Source organism: Sphingomonas japonica (assembly GCF_006346325.1).
GTDB classification, from domain to species: Bacteria; Pseudomonadota; Alphaproteobacteria; order Sphingomonadales; family Sphingomonadaceae; genus Sphingomonas; species Sphingomonas japonica.
Map to the genome: position 1 here is coordinate 631105 of NZ_VDYR01000001.1, position 23164 is coordinate 654268.

General features: G+C 68.2%; 21 protein-coding genes. 8 read left to right on the forward strand and 13 right to left on the reverse strand.

What is annotated here, in order from left to right; genetic code table 11:
- Positions 1 to 41 precede the first annotated feature (41 nt).
- Both recG and FHY50_RS03140 read left to right on the forward strand, forming a co-directional pair.
- Positions 42 to 2102: an ATP-dependent DNA helicase RecG gene (recG, locus tag FHY50_RS03135; RefSeq protein WP_140231012.1), complete on the forward strand. Its 2061-nt coding sequence runs from the start codon at positions 42 to 44 to the stop codon at positions 2100 to 2102.
- Between the two features lie 43 nt (positions 2103 to 2145).
- Positions 2146 to 2586, forward strand: a complete 441-nt coding sequence (locus FHY50_RS03140; RefSeq protein WP_140046920.1) for a DMT family transporter — start codon at positions 2146 to 2148, stop codon at positions 2584 to 2586.
- On the opposite strand, the gene FHY50_RS03145 is transcribed toward FHY50_RS03140, so the two are convergent.
- Together FHY50_RS03145 and tyrS are read right to left on the reverse strand one after the other, a co-directional pair.
- Positions 2583 to 2900: a PilZ domain-containing protein gene (locus FHY50_RS03145; protein WP_140046921.1), complete on the reverse strand. Its 318-nt coding sequence runs from the start codon at positions 2898 to 2900 to the stop codon at positions 2583 to 2585. The genes FHY50_RS03140 and FHY50_RS03145 overlap by 4 nt on opposite strands.
- A 103-nt stretch (positions 2901 to 3003) precedes the next feature.
- Positions 3004 to 4230, reverse strand: coding sequence for a tyrosine--tRNA ligase (tyrS, locus tag FHY50_RS03150; protein ID WP_140046922.1), 1227 nt, complete (start codon positions 4228 to 4230; stop codon positions 3004 to 3006).
- Positions 4231 to 4305: 75 nt separating this feature from the next.
- Between tyrS and FHY50_RS03155 the strand changes: the two genes are divergently transcribed.
- Genes FHY50_RS03155 through FHY50_RS03170 form a run of 4 tightly spaced genes read left to right on the forward strand, consistent with a single transcriptional unit; the run spans position 4306 to position 9245 of the window.
- Positions 4306 to 5502, forward strand: coding sequence for an exo-beta-N-acetylmuramidase NamZ family protein (locus FHY50_RS03155; protein ID WP_140046923.1), 1197 nt, complete (start codon positions 4306 to 4308; stop codon positions 5500 to 5502).
- A gap of 49 nt (positions 5503 to 5551) precedes the next feature.
- Complete coding sequence (locus FHY50_RS03160) at positions 5552 to 6730, forward strand: hypothetical protein (protein ID WP_140046924.1); 1179 nt, start codon at positions 5552 to 5554, stop codon at positions 6728 to 6730.
- Positions 6731 to 6765: 35 nt separating this feature from the next.
- The gene (locus tag FHY50_RS03165; RefSeq protein ID WP_140046925.1) at positions 6766 to 7878 is read left to right on the forward strand and encodes a DUF2336 domain-containing protein; all 1113 of its coding nucleotides are present in this window, start codon (positions 6766 to 6768) and stop codon (positions 7876 to 7878) included.
- Positions 7875 to 9245, forward strand: a complete 1371-nt coding sequence (locus tag FHY50_RS03170; RefSeq protein WP_140046926.1) for a sensor histidine kinase — start codon at positions 7875 to 7877, stop codon at positions 9243 to 9245. Before FHY50_RS03165 ends, FHY50_RS03170 begins: the two co-directional genes overlap by 4 nt.
- Here FHY50_RS03170 and FHY50_RS03175 read toward each other — a convergent pair.
- From FHY50_RS03175 to gltX, 3 genes are read right to left on the reverse strand one after another with little or no spacing between them, the layout of a single operon-like run.
- Complete coding sequence (locus FHY50_RS03175; RefSeq protein WP_244935288.1) at positions 9242 to 9454, reverse strand: hypothetical protein; 213 nt, start codon at positions 9452 to 9454, stop codon at positions 9242 to 9244. The two genes, FHY50_RS03170 and FHY50_RS03175, sit on opposite strands and share 4 nt — an antisense overlap.
- Complete coding sequence (locus tag FHY50_RS03180) at positions 9444 to 10727, reverse strand: citrate synthase (protein ID WP_140046927.1); 1284 nt, start codon at positions 10725 to 10727, stop codon at positions 9444 to 9446. The genes FHY50_RS03175 and FHY50_RS03180 overlap by 11 nt, the downstream gene beginning before the upstream one ends.
- Positions 10728 to 10746: 19 nt before the next feature.
- Positions 10747 to 12198, reverse strand: a complete 1452-nt coding sequence (gltX, locus tag FHY50_RS03185; protein ID WP_243846702.1) for a glutamate--tRNA ligase — start codon at positions 12196 to 12198, stop codon at positions 10747 to 10749.
- A gap of 27 nt (positions 12199 to 12225) precedes the next feature.
- Between gltX and FHY50_RS03190 the strand changes: the two genes are divergently transcribed.
- Positions 12226 to 14394 (forward strand): ComEC/Rec2 family competence protein, encoded by a 2169-nt coding sequence (locus FHY50_RS03190; protein ID WP_243846704.1) that lies wholly within the window; start codon positions 12226 to 12228, stop codon positions 14392 to 14394.
- On the opposite strand, the gene lexA is transcribed toward FHY50_RS03190, so the two are convergent.
- Genes lexA through FHY50_RS03220 form a run of 6 tightly spaced genes read right to left on the reverse strand, consistent with a single transcriptional unit; the run spans position 14388 to position 19144 of the window.
- Positions 14388 to 15071 carry a transcriptional repressor LexA gene (gene lexA / locus FHY50_RS03195; protein WP_140046930.1) on the reverse strand — a complete coding sequence of 228 codons (684 nt, stop codon included), beginning with the start codon at positions 15069 to 15071 and terminating at the stop codon, positions 14388 to 14390. The two genes, FHY50_RS03190 and lexA, sit on opposite strands and share 7 nt — an antisense overlap.
- Positions 15072 to 15125: 54 nt before the next feature.
- The gene (locus tag FHY50_RS03200) at positions 15126 to 16307 is read right to left on the reverse strand and encodes a molybdopterin molybdotransferase MoeA (RefSeq protein WP_140046931.1); all 1182 of its coding nucleotides are present in this window, start codon (positions 16305 to 16307) and stop codon (positions 15126 to 15128) included.
- On the reverse strand, positions 16304 to 16774 hold the full coding sequence (gene moaC, locus FHY50_RS03205; protein ID WP_140046932.1) for a cyclic pyranopterin monophosphate synthase MoaC: 471 nt from the start codon (positions 16772 to 16774) through the stop codon (positions 16304 to 16306). Before moaC ends, FHY50_RS03200 begins: the two co-directional genes overlap by 4 nt.
- Positions 16771 to 17556, reverse strand: coding sequence for an indole-3-glycerol phosphate synthase TrpC (gene trpC / locus FHY50_RS03210; protein WP_140046933.1), 786 nt, complete (start codon positions 17554 to 17556; stop codon positions 16771 to 16773). Before trpC ends, moaC begins: the two co-directional genes overlap by 4 nt.
- Complete coding sequence (gene trpD, locus FHY50_RS03215; protein ID WP_140046934.1) at positions 17553 to 18548, reverse strand: anthranilate phosphoribosyltransferase; 996 nt, start codon at positions 18546 to 18548, stop codon at positions 17553 to 17555. The genes trpC and trpD overlap by 4 nt, the downstream gene beginning before the upstream one ends.
- Positions 18545 to 19144, reverse strand: a complete 600-nt coding sequence (locus FHY50_RS03220) for an anthranilate synthase component II (RefSeq protein ID WP_140046935.1) — start codon at positions 19142 to 19144, stop codon at positions 18545 to 18547. The genes trpD and FHY50_RS03220 overlap by 4 nt, the downstream gene beginning before the upstream one ends.
- Positions 19145 to 19247: 103 nt before the next feature.
- On the opposite strand from FHY50_RS03220, the gene FHY50_RS03225 reads away from it, so the two are divergent.
- Positions 19248 to 19655, forward strand: a complete 408-nt coding sequence (locus FHY50_RS03225; RefSeq protein ID WP_140046936.1) for a hypothetical protein — start codon at positions 19248 to 19250, stop codon at positions 19653 to 19655.
- A 4-nt stretch (positions 19656 to 19659) separates the two neighbouring features.
- Here FHY50_RS03225 and FHY50_RS03230 read toward each other — a convergent pair whose 3' ends face one another.
- Positions 19660 to 21168: an anthranilate synthase component I family protein gene (locus tag FHY50_RS03230; protein ID WP_140046937.1), complete on the reverse strand. Its 1509-nt coding sequence runs from the start codon at positions 21166 to 21168 to the stop codon at positions 19660 to 19662.
- A complete protein-coding gene (locus tag FHY50_RS03235) occupies positions 21165 to 23111 on the reverse strand; it encodes a peptidylprolyl isomerase (RefSeq protein WP_140046938.1) in 1947 nt (648 codons plus the stop codon). The genes FHY50_RS03230 and FHY50_RS03235 overlap by 4 nt, the downstream gene beginning before the upstream one ends.
- Between the last annotated feature and the right edge of the window lie 53 nt (positions 23112 to 23164).

Sequence of the window (23164 nt, forward strand, 5' to 3'; positions counted from 1 at the left end):
TGGCGGCGCGATCGGCGACGGGGTAGATGCGCCAGATAGTCATGCGCCCCGATCTTCTCAATCCATTGTTCGCCGAAGTCACGGCGCTGAAGGGCGTGGGGGCAGCGCTCGCCAAGCCGCTGGAAAAGCTCGGCCTCGCCCGGGTCATCGATGTCGCGTTCCATTTGCCGAGCGGATGGATCGACCGGCTGCCGCGCGACGAACTCGATATTGCCGATGCGGGGCGGGTGATCGCGATCACGCTGACCCCGACCGACTATCGCATCAGCCGGGGGCGGGGGCCCACGCGGGTGCATGCCGTCGATGCCAGGGGCAATTCCGTCAGCATCGTCTTCTTCGGCGGCAATGCCGGCTGGGCGAAGAAGCTGCTGCCGCTCGGCGAAGCACGGCGCGTTTCCGGCAAGCTCGAAACCTATGGCGACGAGCTGCAGATCGTCCACCCCGACCAGGTGCTGCCCCTGGAGGAAGCGGGCGAGGTGGCCGCGCGCGAAGCGGTGTATCCGCTTTCCGAAGGCATGACGTCGAAACGCCTGGCGCAACTGGCGGCGCAGGCGATCGAGCGCGCGCCCGACCTGCCCGAGTGGATCGAGCCGAGCGTCAGGGCCAAGCATGGCTGGCCGTCCTGGCGCGCTGCGCTGGCGGCAATCCATGCCGATCCCGCCGACGAAAAGGCACGCGCGCGGCTCGCCTATGACGAGATGTTCGCCAACCAGCTGGCATTGCTGCTGGTGCGCGGCGCGGCGCGGGCCAAACGTGGGCGGCCGTTGACCGGGGACGGGCGACTGCGCGATGCGCTGGTGCTGCCCTACGCCCCTACCGGCGCGCAGGCACGCACGATCGGCGAGATCGAGGGCGACATGGCGCAGACGCGCCCGATGCTGCGGCTGCTGCAGGGCGATGTCGGTTCGGGCAAGACATTGGTCGCGATCATGGCGTTGCTGATCGCGGTCGAGGGTGGCGCGCAGGGAGCATTGCTGGCGCCCACGGAGATTCTGGCGCGCCAGCATTTCGAAACGCTCAGCCGAACCCTGTCCGGCCTCGACATCCGGGTTGCGATCCTGACTGGGCGCGACAAGGGACGGGCGCGCGAGGCGACGCTGATGGGACTGGCCGCCGGCGAGATCGACATATTGATCGGTACCCATGCAATCTTTCAGCAGGGCGTGTCCTACCGCGATCTTGGTCTGATCGTCGTCGACGAGCAGCATCGCTTCGGCGTCGCGCAGCGGATGATGCTCCAGGCCAAGGCGGAGCGCCCGCCGCATCTGCTGGTGATGACCGCGACTCCGATCCCGCGCACGCTGACGCTCGCGCAATATGGCGAGATGGACGTCAGCCGCCTCGACGAGATGCCACCGGGACGCCAGCCGATCGAGACGCGGGTGATGTCCGACGAACGGCTCGGCGAAGTCGTCGACGCGCTCGGGCGTCACATGGACAGCGGCGGGCAGGCCTATTGGGTGTGCCCGCTGGTCGAGGAAAGCGAGAAGACCGACCTCGCCGCAGCCGAGGGACGCGCCGCGGCACTGCGCGCGCGCTTCGGCGACAAGGTCGGGCTGGTCCATGGCCGCATGAAGGGGCCGGACAAGGATGCGGTGATGGCCGACTTCGCAGGCGGACGCACGTCGGTGCTGGTCGCGACCACGGTGATCGAGGTCGGCGTCGATGTCCCCAACGCGACGCTGATCGTGATCGAGGCGGCGGATCGCTTCGGCCTCGCCCAGCTGCACCAGCTGCGTGGCCGGGTCGGACGCGGTGGCGGGCGCTCGGTATGTCTGCTGCTGCGCGGAAGCCAGCTCAGCGAAACGTCTCGCGCGCGGCTTGCCCTGATGCGCGAGACCAATGACGGCTTCCGTATTGCCGAGGAGGATCTGCGCCTGCGCGGCGCGGGCGAGTTACTGGGGACCCGCCAGTCCGGCGATGCGCAGTTCCGGCTTGCCACGCCGGAAGCGATGGTCGAACTGCTCCCGGCCGCCAATGGCGACGCCCGGCTGCTGATCGATCGCGACGGGGGCCTGCACGGCGATCGGGGACAGGCCGCGCGAATTGCGCTGTATCTGTTCGAGCGCGATGGGGCGGTCAATCTCTTGCGGTCCGGATGAACGCGAACCCGGCTATAATCGCCGAGCTTTAGGAACCAGCGAGATGAACGCGTTGCTACCCCTGATGGTTGCCGTGCTGTCGGGCATCGGCGTTGCGCTGCAGCCGCCGACCAACGCGACGCTGTCGCGCGCATCGGGATCGCCGCTGCTCGCCGCGCTGATCTCGTTCGCAGCGGGCACGCTGATCCTGCTGATCGCGTGGGCAGCCGTCGATCGCACGTCGCCCGCCACGTTGAAGGGGCTGCCGGCCTGGGCGTGGTTCGGCGGCGCATATGGCGCGTTCTTCGTGGCGGCAACCGCCTATGCCGCGCCGCGCCTCGGCCTTGCCCAGCTCCTGACGATCATGATCGCGATGCAGTTGATCACCGCGCTGATCCTCGACCATTTCGGTCTGCTTGCGCTTGAGCGGACGCCGGTCAGCGCGTCCCGGATCGTCGGCATCATGCTGGTGCTCGGAGGGGCAGTGCTCGTGCGCCGCGGCTAGCGCTGCATGAGCCCGGCGAGCAGCTCGTAATAGCTGGCAAGATCGATCGCCTGATCGAACTGGCATCCCATGCGCCCGCCCAAGCACCAGCGAATTTCCGCGGCAATCACGCCCGTCACGGGAAGTATGACCCTGATCCGCTGCCCTTCGGAAAAATCGCCTTCGACGCGCGCCATCAACCCGTGCGGAGACAGGTTGACGATCAGCAGCGTCAGCGTTTCCGCATTCGGGCCATATCCGCGCGCACGATAATGAACCGCATCGCGATCGACGGCGCGGGCATCGGCAATGGCGTGGCTGCTCGGTCGGTACACGGCGCTTCTCCCCTGCTAGAAGCGGTTACGTTTCAGCAGCCTAGCGCAGCGGATGTGAAGCGACCCGAAAGGAGCAGCCTCAACGGATCGTTGCGATCGCTGGTTAACCGCGCGTCAGCAATCCGTGATGCTTCTTCCCGGCGGAGAGGCGCAGCGGTGCGTCGGCGACATCCAGGACCAGAGCATCGTCGTCGACCTTGGCCCCGTCGACCCGGGCGCCGCCGCCCTTGATCAGCCGCCGAGCCTCGCCTTTCGACGCCGCCAGGCCAAGCGCGACGAGCGCATCGACCACGCCGATCGGCCCTGTCACCTTATGGGTCGGCAATGCGTCGCCCGCCGATCCTTCCTCGAACGTCCGGCGCGCGGTTTCCGCCGCCTCGTCCGCTGCGGCGCGGCCGCGGCAAAGCGCCGTGGCCTCGTCCGCGAGAATCTTCTTCGCCTCGTTGATCCCGGCGCCCTCGAGCGATTCGAGCCGCGCGATTTCTTCCAGCGGCAGGTCGGTGAACAGCCGCAGGAAACGGCCGACATCCCGGTCGTCGGTGTTGCGCCAGAATTGCCAATAGTCATAGGCGGAAAGCTGCGCTTCATTTAGCCAGACCGCGCCTGCCATGGTCTTGCCCATCTTGCCGCCATCCGCCGTGGTGATCAGCGGCGTGGTCAGCCCATAGACTTCGGTTCCCTCGACACGTCGCGCGAGCTCGATGCCGCCCACGATGTTGCCCCACTGATCCGATCCGCCCATCTGCAGACGGCAGTCGGCCCGGCGCGCCAATTCCAGGAAATCATACGCCTGGAGGATCATGTAGTTGAATTCGAGGAAGCTGAGCGACTGTTCGCGCTCGAGCCGCAGCTTGACCGAGTCGAAGCCGAGCATCCGGTTGACCGAGAAATGCTGGCCGATATCGCGCAGGAACGGGATATATTCGAGCGCATCGAGCCACTCGGCATTGTCGAGCATCACCGCGTCGGTGGGACCGTCGCCGAAGGTCAGGAAGCGCTCGAACACGGTCTTGATCGAGGCGATGTTCGCGGCGATCGTATCGCCGGTCATCAACTTGCGTGCTTCGTCCTTGAAGCTCGGATCGCCGACCTTGCCGGTGCCGCCGCCCATCAGCACGATCGGCTTGTGGCCCGCCTGCTGAAGCCGGCGCAGCATCATGATCTGGACCAGGCTGCCGACATGCAGCGACGGCGCGGTCGGATCGAAGCCGATATAGCCCGGCACGATCTGACGCGCGGCCAGCGCGTCGAGCCCCGCCGCATCGGTCATCTGGTGAATATAGCCACGCGACGCGAGGAGGCGCAGCAGGTCGGAAGAAAAGTCGGTCATGACGGCGCCATATCGTCGATGCGCGGCGGCGTCATCCCTTGCGCCGCGCGGCGGATCGCGGCACGTCGCTGGATCATGGATTTCGGTATCGATCGGCTGCTCGCCAGCCCGCAACTGCTCGGCGAACTCAAGGGGCGGCGGGTCGCGCTGCTGGCGCATCCCGCGTCGGTGACACGCGACCTGACGCATTCGCTCGACGCCCTGGTCGAGGCGGGGATCGACGTCACCGCCGCGTTCGGTCCGCAGCACGGGCTGCGCGGAGACAAACAGGACAATATGGTCGAATCGCCGGATTTCGACGATCCGGTGCACCGCGTCCCGATCTTCAGCCTCTATGGCGAGGTCCGCCGTCCGACCGGACAGTCGATGGGCACCTTCGATGTCGTGCTGATCGATCTGCAGGACGTGGGCTGCCGCATCTATACCTTCATCACGACGTTGCTCTACATGCTCGAGGCCGCGGCCAGGCACGGCAAGGAGGTGTGGGTGCTCGACCGCCCCAACCCGGCCGGGCGGCCGGTCGAGGGGATGGCGCTGCGCCCCGGTTGGGAGAGCTTCGTCGGGGCAGGGCCGATGCCGATGCGGCACGGCATGACGCTGGGCGAACTTGGCCACTGGTTCGTCGATCACTACCGGCTCGACGTCGCCTATCGCGTGGTCGCGATGGAGGGATGGCAGCCCGACGCGGCGCCGGGATTTGGCTGGCCCGACGATCGCATCTGGATCAATCCCAGCCCGAACGCCGCGAACGTCAACATGGCGCGGGCCTATGCCGGGACCGTGATGCTTGAAGGGACGACGCTGTCCGAAGGCCGCGGCACCACCCGGCCGCTCGAACTGTTTGGCGCACCCGACATCGACGCGCGCAGCGTGATCGCGGCGATGCGGTCGCTGGCGCCCCAGTGGCTTGCGGGATGCAGCCTTCGCGATTGCTGGTTCGAGCCTACATTTCACAAGCATGTCGGGCAGTTGTGCGCAGGTGTTCATATCCATGCCGAAGGTCCGCACTATGACCACACGGCATTCCGGCCATGGCGATTGCAGGCGCTGGCGTTCAAGGCAATCCGGGGCGCTGCGCCGGACTATCCGCTTTGGCGCGATTTCCCCTATGAATACGAACTCGGCAAGCTGGCGATCGACGTGATCAACGGGGGTCCCGGGCTGCGCGAATGGGTTGACGACCCACGGGCGACCCCGAACGACCTCGACGCTGCGACCGACCCGGACGAGGCGGCGTGGCGCGCGCTGCGCCAGCCCTTCCTGCTGTATTGACCGACCTCATGCCGCATTGCCTGCCGCGTGACATCGCCGTATCGCCCGCATGATGCTGGCGGGGCTCATTTTTGCGACCGAAGAAGCCGACGACAAGCCGGGTGCGCTTGCCGCGACGCTGCCGTTCGGGGGCATGACGCTGATCGAATATCAGGCGCGGCTGCTCATCGCTTGTGGCGCGGGGCACCTGATGATTGCGGTCGCGCGCGTGACGCCGGCGTTGCTGGGGGCGGTCAATCGCATCGCCAAGCGCGGCGTGGCGATTGACATCGTGCGCTCGGCCGAAGAGGCGTCGGCCAAGGCGCACCCGCTCGCCGCGGTGATCGTGCTCGCCGATGGTCTCGTGACGACCGAGGCCGCGGTGCGGCTCGCGGCGGGAAGCGCACCCGACACGCTGATCGTCAGCGAGGATGCGGGCAGCCAGATCGCGGTCGAACGGGTCGACGCCGGGCATGTCTGGGCAGGGATCGCCGCGATCGCCGCGCAGCGCCTCGCCGATACCGCCGCGCTTCCGCGGGAATATGACTTTCAATCGACGCTGTTGCGGGTCGCGGTGCAGGCCGGCGCGCATCAGGTGCAGCTGCCGACTTCCGCCCGGCGCGCGGGGCACGGGGTGGAACGCAACTCCTCGACGCTGGCCAGCCGAAGCAACGCCGTGCTTGCGGCGCTGGCGACCCGGCGGACGTCGTGGGCGGACCGTTTCGTGTTCACGCCGATCACCCGCCTGGCACTGCCGCTGCTGGTCAGTCGCGGCATTCCCCCGTGGAGCGTGGTGGCGACCGGCGGCGTGGTAGCGGTCGGCGCAGTGGCGATGATCCTGCTCGACTGGACGATCGCCGGTGTCGTCGGCGCGGTCGCTGCTGTTGCGACGTTGTCGACCGGGTCACTGCTGGGATGGCTGCGCGGCGACGACCGGCTCGCCCGGCGGCAGGAGGCGGCGATCGCGATCGTCTCGGCGCTGGCGGCGATCGCGCTAGGCGCGATGACGGCCCGCGCGGAAATGACGCTGACGGCGCTGGTCCTTGCCATTGCCCTGGTCGTCACCGGTGCGATCGGCGAACGCGCCCGCGCCCGACCGGCATTCTGGTGGGGCAGCCCGGCGGGATATCTGCTGCTGCTCGCCGTCGCCACGATCGCCGGCTATCCCGCGATCGGGCTGGCGATCGTCGCGAGCTATGCCGCCGCCACGCTCGCTGCCGCGGTTGAGGCGCTTCGCGAAAAGGCTTAGGGCCGTCTTAACGACATTTCCGCTAGCTGGAGACCATGTCGCTCGATCCCGTCGATCCGCCCGGCGGCGCTCCCTACAGCGCCGAGACGTTGCTCGCCGCCGCTGCGGCGGCATCGATGCGCGTGCGCGGGCGATCGGCGGATGCGGCGCACGACCTGTTTCGCGCAGAACAGGATCGCATCGACGATGCGGTGCGCGCGGCATTCGGGCTCCAGCTTGCCCGCATCGTCGATACTGTCGCGACCGAATTGATGGCGTATGCGGGCCGATCGCTCGCTGCCGCGGGGCATCCCGAACTCGCCATGGCGCTGACCGCGGGCGATCGGCCCTATGACCTGCTCGTCGCGCATGAGCTTCTTGGCGACGCCGATCTCATCGAACAGTTGCTCGGCCGTATCGAGATAGACGCGATCGCCGACCGATTGCAGGGAGCTGCCGACGACGATCCCGAGCGCCCCAGCCTGCTCGCACGGATGGTCGAACATCCCGATCGCGTGGTCGGCAATGCCGCTCGCGCGCTGCTGGCGGCCGATTCGCGCCGCCGCGATGCGCAGGAGGGCTATCCGATCGCCCACAGCGATTTGTCGGCCGAATGTCAGCATCGGCTGACGTGGCAGATCGCCGCCGTGTTGCGCGGACGCGGCGCACACGCCGATCGCTCCGAGCTTGCGGCGCTTGATTCGGCCCTGGCGGATGCAGTTCGGCGCAGCCTGCGCGCCTATGACGAGGGTGATCGCATCGAGACGGCTGCGATGCGGATGGCGACGGCGCTCGATCCCGCTCCCGCCGAGCTCGGCACCTTGCTGCTCGAAGCGCTGGGTGATCGGCGCATCGCGCTGTTCATTGCATTCGTCGCACGCGCGCTCGGCAGCGATTATGCCGCGGTCCGGGCGCTTGTGCTCGATCGCGACGGCGATCGGCTGTGGGTGGCGCTGCGTGCGCTCAATCTTCCTCGGACGACGCTGGCGCAGATCGGGTTCGTGCTGAGCGAAGCCGATCCACGCCGTGATCTCGACCGGTTCGTCGACCGCCTAGATCCGGCGATGTTGCTGAGCCCCGATGATGCGCGCGCGGCGCTGATGATCCTTCGCGCCGACCCGGTCTATCGCGATGCGGTCGCGGCGATGGCGCAGGGGCGGGGGGTATGAACGCCCCCGATCACTTGCAGCCGATCGCGACGGCGTCGATCGATATGGTGGGCCGCCTGGTCGCGGCCGATCCCCGCATCGCCGAACTCAACGATCATGCCGGGGGCACGATCGGCGACACCTGCGCGCTGCCGCAACTCGCGGAAATCGCGCGACTCGCCAGCCGACTTGGCATCATCGTATCTCGAGCGATCGTGGTTGCGGATGGCGAAGAGGACCTGGAACTCTGGGTCCGCGCCGAACCCGGCGATAGCGGCGTTCGGCTCGAAGTTACCGGCTGGCGCCAGCGCAGCCCCTGGCGGCAGGTCGGCGACGTGGCCAGTCGTGAACGCGATCATTTCCGCTCGGATGCAGACTTTCTGTGGGAAACCGACGCGGCGCTTCGCATCACTGCACTCGCTTCGGAAGCAGGCGCGCGCTTCGGCTTCGACGCTACCGCCCTCGCTGGTCAGCCGATCACGCGGCTGTTCGCGCTCGCCGAGGCGGGCGATGGCGAACTGCCGCTGCTGCGTGCAGTGTCGGGGCAGGGGCGGTTCGACGATCAGCTCGCCGAAATTCGCGGGACCGGCCAACATGTTACCCTGTCGGCCAGTCCGCGCATCGATCCTGCGGGACGGTTCGCCGGGCTGGTAGGCGCCGCCACTCGCCTGCCGGCACCCGAGCCGGCGCCGCGTCGGTCGAATTCGACGGCCGGGCTGCCCGATCGCTTTACCGAACGGCTCGAATCGGCATTGCGCACGCCGCTCGACAAGATCATCGCCAATGCCGATAGCATCAGCGCCCAGGCCGAGGGCCCGTTACGGCAGGACTATGCCGAATATGCGGTCGATATCGCCAATGCGGGGCGGCATCTGCTGGCGCTGGTTGAGGATCTGGTCGATCTCGATGCGGTCGAACGGCCCGATTTCCGGCTCGATCCCGAGCCGATCGACCTTGCCGATGTCGCGCGCCGCGCCGCCGGGCTGCTTTCGGTGCGCGCTTCGCAAAAGGGCGTGCGCATCGATCGCCCCGATTTCGAAGCCGTCCTCCCTGCTCGCGGGGATTTCCGCCGGGCCCTGCAGATCGTCGTCAACCTGATCGGCAATGCCGTCCGCTATTCGCCGCAGGACGCGGCGGTGATGATCGAACTGGCGCAGGATGGCGACCATGCCGCGCTGACCGTCACCGACGAAGGCAAGGGCATCGCTTCCGAGGACCATGCCCGGATCTTCGACAAGTTCGGGCGCGTCGATCCCAGCGAGCCGGGCGGCAGCGGGCTGGGGCTGTACATTGCGCGGCGTCTGGCGCGGGCGATGGGCGGCGACCTGACGGTGGCGAGCGCGCCGGGGCAGGGTGCCAGCTTCACGCTTCGCCTGCCCGCAGGCTAGCGCCGCACCCGACGACCGATCAGCACCAACGCCAGCCCGAGCGCGGCGATCGCCGCGCCCTTGGTGACCCAGGGCGACCGGTCGATCATGAAGCTCGATTCCGGCCAGCGGATCACGCCCATCCCCTGACCGACGAACAGCAGTCCGAACGCGGCGATCACCAGCCCGATGCCGATCAGCAACCGCCGCAGCAGCATTTCAGCGCTCACCCACCGCGACATATTCGCGCTCGGCCGGACCGGTATAAAGCTGGCGCGGACGGCCGATCTTCTGCGCAGGGTCGGAAATCATCTCGTTCCACTGCGCCACCCAGCCGACCGTGCGGGCAAGCGCGAACAGCGCGGTGAACATCGTCGTCGGGAATCCGATCGCTGACAGGATTACGCCCGAGTAGAAATCGACATTGGGGAACAGCTTCTTTTCGACGAAATATTCGTCCTTTAGCGCCATTTCCTCAAGCTGCAGCGCAACGTCGAAGATCGGATCGGTGACGCCCAGTTCGCCCAGTACCTCGCGCACCGTCTTTTGCATCACGGTCGCGCGCGGATCGTAGTTCTTGTAGACGCGGTGGCCGAAGCCCATCAGGCGGAACGGGTCGTTCTTGTTCTTGGCACGATCGATATAGTGCGGAATCTTGTCGGGCGTCCCGATCTCGCGAAGCATGTTGAGCGCGGCTTCGTTGGCGCCGCCATGTGCAGGGCCCCAAAGGCACGCGATGCCCGCCGCGATACAGGCGAACGGGTTGGCGCCCGACGAGCCCGCCAGCCGCACGGTCGAGGTCGACGCGTTCTGTTCATGATCGGCGTGGAGGATGAAGATGCGGTCGAGCGCGCGTTCGACGATCGGGTTGACCTCGTACGGCTCGGCCGGGACGCCGAACGTCATGCGCAGGAAATTACCGGTATAGCTCAGGTCGTTCTGTGGATAGAGGAACGGCTGACCGATCGAATATTTATACGCCATCGCCGCGATCGTCGGCATCTTGGCGATCAGCCGGTGGCTGGCGATCAGCCGATGCGTCGGATCAGTGATGTCGGTCGAGTCGTGATAGAAGGCCGACAGCGCTCCCACGACCCCGCACATGATCGCCATCGGATGCGCATCGCGCCGGAACCCGCGATAGAATTGCGCGAGCTGTTCGTGCAGCATCGTGTGACGGCTGATCGTGTAGGTGAAGGTGTCGAGTTCGTCCTTTGACGGCAGCTCGCCGTTGAGCAGCAGGTGGGCGACCTCCATGAAGCTCGAATGCTCGGCCAGCTGGCCGATCGGATAGCCGCGGTGGAGCAACACGCCCTCGTCACCGTCGATATAGGTCAGCGCCGAATCGCAGCTCGCCGTCGAGGTGAAGCCGGGGTCGTAGGTGAACATGCCGGTCTGGGCATACAGCTTGCGGATGTCGACGACCTCGGGGCCGACGGTGCCCGAAAGCACCGGGCAATCGATCGCATTGCCGGGAAGCTGAAGCGTCGCGGTCTCTGGCATCGGCGGGAAATCCTTTCGTTCAGTCGGCGGCCGAAACGGCCATCTGGTCGGCGATGCGGCCCAGGCTCTCTTCGCGTCCCAGCAGGACGAGCACATCGAAGATGCCCGGTGAGGTCTTGCGGCCGGTCAGGGCCGCGCGAAGCGGCTGTGCGACCGCGCCGAGTTTCGCCCCGGTCTGCTCCGCAACCTCGCGTACCGCGGTTTCGAGCGCCTCCGTATCCCATGTGGGCAGCGCGTCAAGGCTCGCATGGGCAGCGGCCAGCAGCGCGCGGCCGTCCGCGGTGAGCAGCCCGGCGGCGGCGTCATCGAGCGTGAGCGGCCGCTTCGCCCACAAAAAGGCAGTCGCGTCCGCCAATTCGTTGAGGTTCGCCGCGCGCGGCTTGAGCGCGGGCATCGCCGCCTCGATCTGCGCCATCGAGGCCGGATCGGATCGGCCGAGCCGCAGCGCCGTCAGCGCCGCCAGGCGCGTGTCATCGGCCATCCGAATATACTGGCCGTTCAAATTCTCGAGTTTCTTGGTATCGAACCGCGACGGCGATCGGCCGATCGCTTCGAGCGTGAACCACTGCGTCGCCTGATCGCGCCCGATCAGTTCGGCGTCGCCGTGGCCCCAGCCCAGCCGCAGCAGATAGTTGGACAAGGCTTCCGGCAGGACGCCCATCTCGTCGCGATACGCCTCGACGCCCAGCGCGCCATGCCGCTTCGACAGCTTCGCGCCATCGGCGCCGTGGATCAGCGGCACATGCGCGTAGACCGGCTCGGGCCAGCCCATCGCACGGAGAATGCCGAGCTGGCGAAAGGCGTTGTTGAGGTGATCGTCGCCGCGGATGACGTGAGTGACGCCCATGTCGTGATCGTCGACCACCACCGCGAGCATATAGGTCGGCGTGCCATCGGATCGCAGCAGCACGAAATCGTCGATCTCGGCGTTCTGGACGGTGACGTCGCCTTGTACGCGGTCGGCGATCCGCGTCGCTCCGGTCTGTTCGGCCTTGAGCCGCACGACGTACGGGAGATCGGGGGTGCTTGCCGGATCGGCGTCGCGCCACGGGCTGACCACCTTGAACGGTCGCTTTTCGGCCTGCGCCGCCGCGCGCATCGCCGCAAGCTCTTCCTGCGTCAGATAACAGCGATAGGCGTGGCCGCTGGCGAGCAGCTGCCGCGCCACCTCGGCATGGCGATCGGCGCGGGTGAACTGGAACACCGCCTCGCCGTCCCAATCGAGTCCCAGCCAGCGCATGCCGTCGAGGATCGCGTCGATCGCGGGCTGCGTCGACCGCGCGCGATCGGTATCCTCGATCCGCAGCAGGAAACGGCCGCCATGATGACGCGCGTACAGCCAGTTGAACAGCGCGGTGCGCGCTCCTCCTATGTGGAGGAAGCCGGTCGGCGACGGGGCGAAGCGCGTCACCACGGGGCGCGGCTCGGCAGGCGTCGCGGCGCCGGTGTCGATATCGTCGGTTGCGCCCAAGCGCGCTTGCTCCCAAGCTGTAAATGAATGGCTCGTTTCGCCGCGCCCGCCCCTAGCACGGGGTTTCCCGCGCTTCAAACCGGCAGCGTCGGCCGCTGGCGGTACCCTGCGATCGAGCGCTGGCTGGAAGCGGAACGCGATCAGCTGCCGCTTTGGATTCCGGTTTTCCTGGGGGCAGGCGTCGCTGCATGGTTTGTGTTGCCCGATGCCGTGCGCTGGGCCGGCTTCATCGCGCTGGCGCTGGCGATCGCCGGGGCAGGTGCGGCGACGATGCGTGGCGGCCGAGCGGGACCGGCGGTCGCAATTGCCGGACTGGCGATGGCGCTTGGCTGCGCGCTGGTTTGGGGCCGGGCTGAACGGGTCGCTGCGCCGGTCCTCTCGCGTCCCGCGGTGGTCGCCTTTACCGGCAGGGTCGAACGCATCGAGGCACTGTCGGCGCGCGAACTGGTCCGCGTGCGATTGCGCGTGCAGCAGGTCGATGGCGAAGTGGAAGGCGGCTTGCCCCCGGTGGTCCGCGTCAACATCGCCGAACGCGATGTGCCCGATGGCCTGGCGCGCGGCGCGATTCTGCGCTTGCGGGCAAGGCTGATGCCGCCTGCCCCGCCGGCAGTGCCCGGCGCATATGATTTCGCACGCGTCGCATGGTTCGATGGCTTGGGGGCGAGCGGGCGCGCCTTTGCCCCGATCGCTATCGTCGCACCCGGCGACCAGCCGGGCAGAGACCTGCGCAATCGCGTCGCGCGCCATATCGAACGCCGGGTCGAAGGCAGCGCCGGCGGCATCGCGTCGGCACTGGCCACCGGCGACGAAGGAGCGATCAGCGAGGACGATGCCGAAGCGATGCGCCGTTCGGGCCTCGCGCATCTGCTGTCGATCAGCGGGTTGCATGTCACCGCCGTCGTCGGGGCGACCATGGTGCTGGTGCTAAAGCTGCTGGCGCTGAGTCCCGCGCTGGCGCTGCGGGTGCGGCTGCCGATGGTCGCCGCGGGAGCCGCCGCTGCGGTCGCGGTCGCCTACACGCTGTTTTCCGGCGCGGAAGTCCCGACGGTGCGCTCGTGCATTGCCGCATTGCTGGTGCTGGCGGCCTTGGCGCTGGGACGCGAAGCGATCACGCTCAGGCTGGTTGCCGCCGGCGCGACCATCGTGCTGCTTCTATGGCCCGAATCGATCGCTGGGCCGAGCTTCCAGTTGAGCTTCGCCGCGGTCACCGCGATTATTGCCCTGCAGGAATATCCGCGGGTGCGGGGCTGGTTCGCACGGCGCGAGGAAGGCGGCATCCGGCGGATCGGGCGGGGCATCGCGTCGCTGCTGCTGACCGGCGTCGCGGTCGAACTGGCGCTGACGCCGATCGCGCTGTTCCATTTCCACAAGGCCGGGCTGTATGGTGCGCTGGCTAATATCGTCGCGATTCCGCTGACTACTTTTGTGACGATGCCGCTTGAGGCGCTGGCGCTGGCGCTCGATCTGGTGGGGCTGGGCGCGCCGGTGTGGTGGCTGGTGGCGGCATCGCTCGAACTGCTGCTGTGGATCGCGCGGACCGTCGCGGCGGCGCCCGGAGCGGTGACCGCATTGCCGGCAATTCCCGCGGGTGCGTTCGCGGCGATGCTCCTGGGCATGCTGTGGATCGGTTTGTGGCGGACTCGCGTGCGGGCGTTCGGCCTGGTGCCGCTGGCAGTGGGGGCGGGCTGGGCGCTGACGACTCCGCGGCCCGACCTGATCGTCACCGGCGACGGCCGCCACCTCGCGCTGCGCAGTGCCGATGGCGGGATGGCGTTGTTGCGCGATCGGGCGGGCGACTATGTCCGCTCGATGCTGGGCGAAACCGCGGGCACCGACGCAGAACTCGGCGCGCTTGCCGATCGCGGCGACGTGCGCTGCAGCGCCGACCTGTGCATCGCCGATTATCGCAGTGCCACGCGGACCTGGCGCATCCTGGCGACGCGCAGCGGTTATTTCGTCGATGCGGGCGAGTTGATCGCGGCCTGCCGACAGGCAGACATCGTCATTGCCGACCGCGGCCTGCCCGCGGGGTGCGTACCGCGCTGGCTAAGGCTGGACCGCGCCGCGCTGGTGCGGACCGGCGGCGTTGCCATCGCCCTCCACGCCGGGCGCCTCGTCACCGTGCGCAGCCCCGGCGACCGCCACCCCTGGGTCACGCCGCCGATCGTCCGGCCGCCGCGCTATCGCCCTCAATAACGGCGCAGCAATCCGGCGAGCCTGCCCTGCACGCGCACCTGATCGGGGCGATAGCGCTGCGGATCATGGCTGCGATTGGCGGGATCGAGCCGAACCATCGCGCCTTCATGCCTGAAATATTTCAGCGTCGCTTCATGATCGTCGATCAGCGCAACGACGATCTCGCCCTCGCGCGCCTCGTCCTGCCGCCGGATCAGCGCATAGTCGCCGTCGAGAATGCCGGCATCGACCATCGAATCGCCCGCAACCTCAAGCGCGTAATGATCGCCCGAACCGAGCAGCGCGGCGGGGACGGGCAGCATCGTGGCGCCCTCCATGGCCTCGACCGGCATGCCAGCGGCGATGCGGCCGTGCAGCGGAATCTCAATGACATCGTTGGCGGGGGACGGGGGTGTGTTGCGTGAAGTGGAGGAAGGTGACACCTGCGACAGTGTTTTCGCATTTGCCTTCTTGACGTCACCGCGCTCGGGCATGCGCAGCACCTCGAGCGCGCGCGCGCGATTGGGCAGGCGGCGCAGAAACTGTCGCTCCTCCAGCGCGCTGATCAGACGATGGACGCCCGACTTCGACTTGAGATCCAGCGCATCCTTCATCTCCTCGAACGAGGGCGATACGCCGGTTTCGGCAAGGCGGTCGGAAATGAAGCAGATCAATTCGTGCTGCTTGCGCGTGAGCATGGCGTACCTCCGTCGGAACAGACGCGGAACACCCTAGCAACGCCTGCGGACAAGTCAAGCGATGGGCAGAATATCCACGCGTTCGCCTTTGGCCATGGGCGGCGCATGGGGTTGTCGAACGATCAGGCATTGCGCCCTGGCGAGCGTCCGCAGCATCGAACTGTCCTGTGCGTCGGCAGGGGTGGCGACACCGTCTGCCAGCGTAGCGCGCATGTAATCGAGCCGATCGCCATTGGCGGGAAGCGCGCTGCCCGCCACCGCGGGAACGGGAGTCGGCCACGGCATCGCCGCGCCGCCGAGCGCACGCACCATCGGCAGCACGAACAGATGCGCGGTGACGAATGCCGACACAGGGTTGCCCGGCAGTCCCAGCACGACGGTGTCGCGCATCCGCCCCGCCAGCATCGGCTTGCCGGGGCGCAGCGCGATCCGCCAGAAATCGATCTCCGCGCCCGCTGCGGTCAGCGCGGGACAGATCAGGTCGTGGTCACCGACCGAGGCGCCGCCCGTCGTCACCAGCATATCCGCATCGATGCCCGCAAAGGCCTCGACCATCACTTCGAGCCGATCGGGCAGGATGCCGAGATCGACGATATCGACAGGCAGCGCCGCGAGCATTGCAGACAGCATAACGCCATTCGATTCGGGTAGCTGGTCGGGCCCGAGGTCGCTTCCCGGCGCGACCAGTTCGTCGCCCGTCGCCGCCACCGCCACGCAAACCCGGCGTCGCACTTCCACCTGCGCGTGCCCGGCGACTGCAGCGAGTCCCAGCAGCTGCGGCGTCAGCTGTTCGCCCACCGCGACGAGCGGATCGCCGCAAGAGAAATCGAGCCCGCGCCGCCGGACATTGCCGCCCGGCCCGCGCGGACCGTCACCGGCCAGCGTCAGCACTGCGCCGTCGCGGCGCGCTTCCTCCTGAACCAGCACGCAGTCGGCACCGCTCGGCATCGCCGCGCCGGTGAAGATGCGCACCGCGTCCCCCGCCGTGATCGCCCCGTCGAAGCGGTGTCCGGCAGCGCTTTCGCCGACCACGCGCCATGGGCCGGGCAGGTCGGCATGGCGGATCGCATAGCCGTCCATCGCCGACAGGTCACTCGCGGGCTGGGTGCGAAGCGCCGCCAGCGGCTCGGCCGCCCAGCGGCCCGCAGCGTCGCGCAGCGCCACGGGCTCGGTCGCCAGCAGCGGCAGCAGCGCCAGCAGGCGCGCCTGTGCTTCGGCGACGGGGAGCAGGCTCATGGCCGCGTCCAGTCGCCCGATTTCCCACCGCGCTTGGCCAGGACGCGGATGCCGTCGATGACCATCGCCTTGTCGATCGCCTTGGCCATGTCGTGGATCGTCAGCAGCGCGACCGAAACCGCGGTCAGTGCTTCCATTTCCACCCCGGTCTTGCCGTCGGTGGCGACGGTCGCGGTCGCGGTGACGCCGGCGTCGTCGATCGTGAGGTCGATGGCGGCGCGGGTGATCGGCAGCGGATGGCACAAGGGGATCAGGTCGCTGGTGCGCTTCGCCGCCATGATCCCGGCAATCCGCGCGGTGGCGAGCACATCGCCCTTTGCCACCGCGCCGTCGCGGATCGCCAGCGCCGCCGCGCGCGACATGCTGATCCGGCCGCTGGCGACCGCTTCGCGCGCCGTGGCCGCCTTTTCCGACACGTCGACCATGCGCGCGGCGCCGGTGGGGTCGAGATGGGTGAGGTCGGTCATGCGATCAGCGCACGGGTCGCCGCGGCGAGGTCGGCTTGGCGCATCAGCGTCTCGCCGACCAGAAAGCGGCGCACGCCGCGCGCGGCCATCGCGTCGAGATCGCCGCGCCCGGTAAGGCCGCTCTCGGCGACGAAGCTGCATTCCGGCGGCGCGCGATCGACCAGATCATAGGTTCTTTGAAAATCGACCGAGAAGTCCCTGAGATCGCGGTTGTTCACCCCGATCAGGCGCGACCGCAACCGCAACGCGCGGTCGAACTCCGCAGCGTCGTGGACTTCGACCAGCACGTCCATGCCATGGTCGATCGCCGCCGCCTCGATCTCCGCCATCGCGCCGTCGTCGAGCGCGGCGACGATGATCAGGATCGCGTCCGCCCCAATCGCGCGCGCCTCGTCGACCTGCCATGGATCGACCATGAAATCCTTGCGCAGCACCGGCAGGTCGCAGGCGGCACGAGCGGCGACCAGATACTCCTCATGCCCCTGAAAATACTCGGCATCGGTCAGTACCGACAGGCACGCCGCTCCGCCCTCTGCATAGGCGCGGGCATGCGCGGCGGGATCGAAATCGGCGCGGATCAGACCCTTGGACGGGCTGGCCTTCTTGATCTCTGCGATCAGGCCGTATCCGTCGGCTGCCTTGGCATCCAGCGCCGCACGAAAGCCGCGCGGCGGCATCTGCGCGGCGATCCCGGCGGACAGATCGCCGCTGCCGATGCGCGCCCGCCGCTCGGCGACTTCGGCGCGCTTGGTGACGAGGATGGTGTCGAGCATGTCGGTCATGGATAGGCGATCCAGGCGTCGAGCAGTCGCTGCGCCGCGCCATCGTCGATCGCCGCGGCGGCGCGTTCGGCACCGCTCTTCAGATCGTCGTCGCGACCGGCGACGATCAGCGCGGCGGCGGCGTTGAGCAGCACCGCATCACGATAGGCGCCGGGCGCTCCGCCGAGCAGCGCCCGCAGCGCCGCGGCATTCACATGTGGATCGCCGCCGCGGATCGCGCTGACCGGATGGATGGCGAGGCCTGCGTCTTCGGGGGCGATGCGCGCGGGCAGTCGCGCACTGCCGACACTGGCAACGACACTCGCTCCGCTGCCCGACAATTCGTCGAGACCTTCCTCGCCCGACACGACGAACGCGGCTTCGGTGCCGAGCTGCTCGAGCGCGTCGGCATAGATCGGCACATAGTCGGGCCGGGCGATGCCGATCAGCTGGCGCGAAACGCGCGCCGGATTGGCGAGTGGACCCATCAGATTGAATATCGTACGGCGCCCGAGCTTCTGACGGATCGGCTGGATACGCTTCATCGCGGGATGATGATTGCCCGCGAACAGGAAGCAGATGCCGAGATCAGCGAGGGTGGCTTCGGCCAGTGCCCCGGCACGCGCCATGTCGAGCCCCAGTGCCTCAAGCGTATCGGCAGCTCCGGCTTTCGATGACGCGGCACGATTGCCATGCTTGGCGACGGGAACGCCGGCGGCAGCGACCACCAGGCTGACCGCGGTCGAGACGTTGAGCGTATGGTGGCCGTCGCCGCCGGTGCCGCACACGTCGATCGTGCCGGGCGGCGCGGCGATCGGGATCAGGCGCTCGCGAAGGGCACGCGCGGCTTCTGCAATCTCGATGCTGGTCTCGCCGCGCTCGGTGAGGCCGATCAGGAAGCTGGCGATCGCGTCCTCGCTGGTGCGTCCGTCGAGCAGGTCGGCAAAGGCCTGATGCGCGCTTTCGCGGCTCAGCGGCGTGGCGGGATCGGGGAGGAGGGCGAATGACGTCATGCCGCCGCGTCCCTCGTCATTGCCCGAACCGGCAGCCCTGCGATCCGCAGGAAGTTGGCGAGCAGCGCATGGCCATGTTCGGTGGCGATGCTCTCGGGATGGAACTGGACGCCGTGGATCGGCAGCTTGGCATGGCGCAGCCCCATCACCGAGGCATCGCCGGCAGTCGCGTTGACGATAAGGCAGTCGGGCACGTCCTCGACGACCAGTGAGTGGTAGCGCGTCGCGGTGAACGGCGAGGGCAGACCGGCGAACAGCCCGGTAGCATCATGGTCGACCGGACAGGTCTTGCCGTGCATCAGCCCCCCGCGAACGACGCGGCCGCCGAAATGCTGGCCGATCGCCTGATGCCCCAGGCATACGCCGAGCAGCGGGCGACGCGCCTGCACGCACGCGGCGACTAGGTCGAGGCTGATCCCGGCTTCGTTGGGGGTGCACGGACCGGGCGAGATCAGGAACGCGGCGGCCCCGCTGGCGATCGCGTCGGCGGCGGTCAGTGCGTCGTTGCGCACGACCTGTACCTCTGCGCCCAGTTCCATCAGATAATGGACCAGGTTCCAGGTGAAGCTGTCATAATTGTCGATGACCAGGATCATGGATGTGCCTTAGCTGCTCAGCCGCATGGTGCAATCGCGCAGGTGTGCGTTCATGCTAGCGCAAGGCTTCCGCGCCGACAGTGCCGAGGGTACAGGAGATCGAATGCTTCGCTGGTTCATGCTCGTCGCGCTGGTCGCATCCCCGGCAGTGGCGGCCACGCAGGACAGCGAACAGGTCGCCAGCGCGCCGCCCGAACGCATCCGCAACGTCCAGGTCGTCGGCGACGAACCCTGTCCCAAGGCGGTCGGCGAGGAGATCGTGGTGTGCGCGCGTATCGACCAGGAGGATCTGTACCGCATCCCCAAGAAGTTGCGCAAAGCCAAGTACCACCCCGCCAGCACCGCGTGGGCCGCGCGCGCGGAGACGGTGAGCGAGGTCAACCGGATCGGCCTGCCCAACAGCTGCTCGCCCGTTGGGACGGGCGGGCAGACCGGATGCACGATGCAGTTCATCCAGCAGTCGCGCGCGGCGCGGCGTGCGGACGACGCGGCGGCGCGGGCGATTCCCTGACGCCTTACTGGCCGAAACCGGCGTTTCCGGCCGTGGCCATCGCTTCGCGGGCAGCGGCGAACAGGGCGCCGGCCTTGGCCTCGCATTCGCGCTGCTCATAGGCTGGGTCGCTGTCGGCGACGATGCCGGCACCCGCCTGGACGTGCATGACGCCGTCCTTGACCACCGCGGTGCGCAGCACGATGCACGAATCCATCGATCCGTCGGGCGAGAAATAGCCGACTCCGCCTGCATAGGCACCGCGCGTCTCCGGCTCGAGCTCGGCGATGATCTGGCATGCGCGGACCTTGGGTGCGCCCGATACGGTTCCCGCCGGAAAGCCCGCGAACAACGCGTCGAGCGCGTCGTTGCCCGGCGCCAGCTCCCCGACGACGTTGGAGACGATGTGCATGACGTGGCTGTAGAATTCGACGCCATAGCTGTCGGTGATGCGCACACTGCCCGGCGCGGCGACGCGGCCGACATCGTTGCGGCCGAGGTCGAGCAGCATGAGATGCTCGGCGCGTTCCTTGGGGTCGGCAAGCAAATTGTCGCGGTTGGCGCTGTCCTCGCTGGCGGTGCGCCCGCGCGGACGCGTGCCCGCGATCGGGCGGATGGTGACTTCGCCGTCGCGGGCGCGGACCAGGATTTCGGGGCTCGAGCCGGTCAGCGCAAAGCCCGGCAGGTCGAGATGATAGAGGAACGGCGACGGGTTGATCCGGCGCAGGGCGCGGTAGAGCTCGAACGGCGCGAGCGGGAAAGGCGTGGTGAAGCGCTGCGCCAGCACGACCTGAAAGATGTCGCCCGCGGTGATATAGGCCTTGGCGCGATCGACCATCGCGGCATAGGCCCCGTCCGCCAGGACGGGGGTCGGCGCGACCTCGGTGGCGGCGGCGCGGGCCGGGGCGGGGAGCGGTGCGTGCGCCAGCCGGGAGAGCGTCGCCTCGATCCGTTCGGCCGCAGTGTCGACACCATGCAGACCCGATTCCGCGCCCGGCCAAACCGGCGCGACGACGAACAGCGTGTCGTCAAGCCGGTCGAACACCAGCAGCACCGTCGGGCGGACGAACATCATGTCGGGCAGCGCCAGCGGATTGGCGGGCGGCCTCGGCAGGGTCTCGACGAGGCCAACCGTTTCGTAGCCGAAATATCCGACCAGACAGGCAAGCGCGCGCGGCAGCTCTGCCGGGACTTCGGCGCGGCATTCGGCGACCAGGTCGCGGAGCGCCGCCAGCGCAGGCTTGCCGCAGGGCGCGAAGGCATCGCGATCGGCCAGCCATGCGGAATTGATCTCGGCGCGGTCCTGTTCGGCACGAAACACCAGGTCTGGGGCAAGACCGATCAGGCTGTGACGCCCACGTACCGACCCGCCCTCGACCGATTCGAGCAGGAAATCGCCGCGGCCGGGTTCGATCAGCTTGAGCGCGGCAGCGACCGGGGTCTCGGTGTCGGCGACGATCCGGCTCCACAGCAGCGCCGGGCGCCCCTCGCCGAGGGCCCTGCGCCCCTCGGCGATCCCCTGGACGACCGTCAGGGCCGGACGCCCTGTCCGGCGAGCTGCGCCTTGACGCGGGCCAGCGCGGCCTCGTCACGGCGGACGCCGACGCTGCGCTGCGCGGCCATGGCGAATTGCTCGGCATATTCGCGACCGATGACGCTTCCCAACCCGGCGCGGGTCGACGCGATCGCGCGCTCATTGCCCTTGGCATCGCCGCTTTCGATCGCGTCGAGATAGACCACGAACCAGCCGCCATTGTTGGGCGCCTCGACCAGCTTTGCGGTCTTGGGCGCCATCGAGAACATCAGCGTGACCGGCGGCGGCAGTTGCTGACCCTGTGCGGCGAGCTGGGCGCGCGTGGCATCGAGCGCTTCGGGCGCCGGCGCACGCACGCCCGACGTGGCGATCGCCTGCGCCAACGACGTCCCGCGATTGACCTTGGCGATGACGCCGAGCGCGATCTTGCGTGCCGCTTGCTTGGCCTGTTCGGATGTCCAGTCGGCGACGACGCGGTCGCGGATCTGCCCGAGCGGGCGCGGCGCGGGCGGCAGGACATTGGCCAGCCCGACCAGCGCGAAGGTGCCGTCCTGCGCGGTCTGGACCAGCTGCGGCGAGTCGCCCGGCTCGGTGGCGTAGGCGGCCTGAACGACGCGGGTCAGCGCGGGATCGATCTCCGCCTGCGGATTGTCGGGGTTGCGACCGTCGGCAGTGAGCGGCGGCGTGGTCACTGCCTGCAGCTTGGCATCGGCGATCAACTCGTCAAAGGTCGATCCGTCGGTGATGCCGTTGTCGAGCTGTTCTTGGAGCGCGGTCAGCGCCTCAAGTGCCTTCGTCCTCCGCAATTCGGTCACAAGCGTGTCCCGAACGTCGGCGATCGACCGGCCGGCGACCTGTTCGACATCGGCCACGCGCAGCACGACGAAGCCGAGCGTGCCACGCACAGGTCCGACAACCGAGCCTTCGGGCGCGGCGAATGCGGCATCGGCGACCGCTGGCGAGCTTTGCGCGGCATAGGCCTGCTTGCGCACCGCGGTCTGGGTCGAGGCTTCCAGCCCGATCGCCTGCGCGGCCGCGGCCAGCGGCGTACCGCCCTGGACCTTGGCGGCGAGCTGGCTGGCGGCGTTCTGATCCGCGACGATCACCTGTTCGATAGTCCGCGTCTCGGTCGCGGCGAATTCGGCGCGGCGCGCCTGATACGCCGCCTGAAGCTCGGCGTCGGTGGGATTGATCCCGGCGGCGAACCGCTCCGGCGACACCAAGGCATAGCGGATCGCGCGGCGCTCCGAGACGGTGTAGCGCGACCGATTTGCGGAATAATAGCTTGCGAGTTGCTGATCGGTCGGTGCCGCGGGGGCGGGGACCGCGCTGCTGGGAATGATGCCGACCGAGCCCTGGCGCCGTTCGAGCAGCAGCGAAGCATAGGGCAGCGCGAGCCTGGGCGAGACCTGGCTGGCGCCGATGGTCGGAGCGATCAGCCATTGCGTCAGGATTTCGCGGCGGATGTCGGTGCGAAGCTGCTCGGTCGTGATGCGGCGATCGGCGAGCAGCCGTTCATAGGTATCCTGGTTGAACTTGCCATCGAAACCCTGAAACGCCGGGATGCTGGCAATCTGACCATCGATCGCGGCCTGGCTTACTTCCATCCCGGCCATCGCCGCGAATTCCTCGAGCGACAGCGCCTGGATGACCTGCGACACCACGCTTTCGAAGCCGCCCGCCGCCACCAGCGCGCCCATGTCAAGCGTCGGCTGCTGCTGGCGCGCCTGATCGAGTGCATTTTGCGCGCGGGTCGTCAGTTCGGCGTCGGTGACGGTGGCATCGCCGACCTCGACGACGGTGCCGCCGACCAGCGCCGCGCCCTGCGGCCGCAAGCCGCTGATGTCGCCCGCCGCAAAGGCTAGTGCGATCAGGACAAGCACGATCAGCGTAAGGACTACGCCGACGCGCGAACGGACGAAGCTGCGAAACGAAGCGAGCATGAAGCCCCAATCAACCAGGAACAGGAAGCAAGCGCTTTAGGGTGCGTCGTTCG

Excerpts from the sequence above, each read along its gene's own strand:
- FHY50_RS03140 (WP_140046920.1), top strand. The coding sequence starts at position 2,146 with ATGAACGCGTTGCTACCCCTGATGGTTGCCGTGCTGTCGGGCATCGGC.
- FHY50_RS03165 (WP_140046925.1), top strand. The coding sequence starts at position 6,766 with ATGTCGCTCGATCCCGTCGATCCGCCCGGCGGCGCTCCCTACAGCGCC.
- FHY50_RS03220 (WP_140046935.1), bottom strand. The coding sequence starts at position 19,144 with ATGATCCTGGTCATCGACAATTATGACAGCTTCACCTGGAACCTGGTC.
- FHY50_RS03235 (WP_140046938.1), bottom strand. The coding sequence starts at position 23,111 with ATGCTCGCTTCGTTTCGCAGCTTCGTCCGTTCGCGCGTCGGCGTAGTC.
- FHY50_RS03180 (WP_140046927.1), bottom strand. The coding sequence starts at position 10,727 with ATGCCAGAGACCGCGACGCTTCAGCTTCCCGGCAATGCGATCGATTGC.
- trpC (WP_140046933.1), bottom strand. The coding sequence starts at position 17,556 with ATGACCGACATGCTCGACACCATCCTCGTCACCAAGCGCGCCGAAGTC.
- FHY50_RS03190 (WP_243846704.1), top strand. The coding sequence starts at position 12,226 with ATGGCTCGTTTCGCCGCGCCCGCCCCTAGCACGGGGTTTCCCGCGCTT.
- moaC (WP_140046932.1), bottom strand. The coding sequence starts at position 16,774 with ATGACCGACCTCACCCATCTCGACCCCACCGGCGCCGCGCGCATGGTC.
- trpD (WP_140046934.1), bottom strand. The coding sequence starts at position 18,548 with ATGACGTCATTCGCCCTCCTCCCCGATCCCGCCACGCCGCTGAGCCGC.
- tyrS (WP_140046922.1), bottom strand. The coding sequence starts at position 4,230 with ATGACCGACTTTTCTTCCGACCTGCTGCGCCTCCTCGCGTCGCGTGGC.
- FHY50_RS03225 (WP_140046936.1), top strand. The coding sequence starts at position 19,248 with ATGCTTCGCTGGTTCATGCTCGTCGCGCTGGTCGCATCCCCGGCAGTG.
- FHY50_RS03200 (WP_140046931.1), bottom strand. The coding sequence starts at position 16,307 with ATGAGCCTGCTCCCCGTCGCCGAAGCACAGGCGCGCCTGCTGGCGCTG.
- recG (WP_140231012.1), top strand. The coding sequence starts at position 42 with ATGCGCCCCGATCTTCTCAATCCATTGTTCGCCGAAGTCACGGCGCTG.
- FHY50_RS03170 (WP_140046926.1), top strand. The coding sequence starts at position 7,875 with ATGAACGCCCCCGATCACTTGCAGCCGATCGCGACGGCGTCGATCGAT.
- FHY50_RS03160 (WP_140046924.1), top strand. The coding sequence starts at position 5,552 with ATGATGCTGGCGGGGCTCATTTTTGCGACCGAAGAAGCCGACGACAAG.
- FHY50_RS03155 (WP_140046923.1), top strand. The coding sequence starts at position 4,306 with ATGGATTTCGGTATCGATCGGCTGCTCGCCAGCCCGCAACTGCTCGGC.
- lexA (WP_140046930.1), bottom strand. The coding sequence starts at position 15,071 with ATGCTCACGCGCAAGCAGCACGAATTGATCTGCTTCATTTCCGACCGC.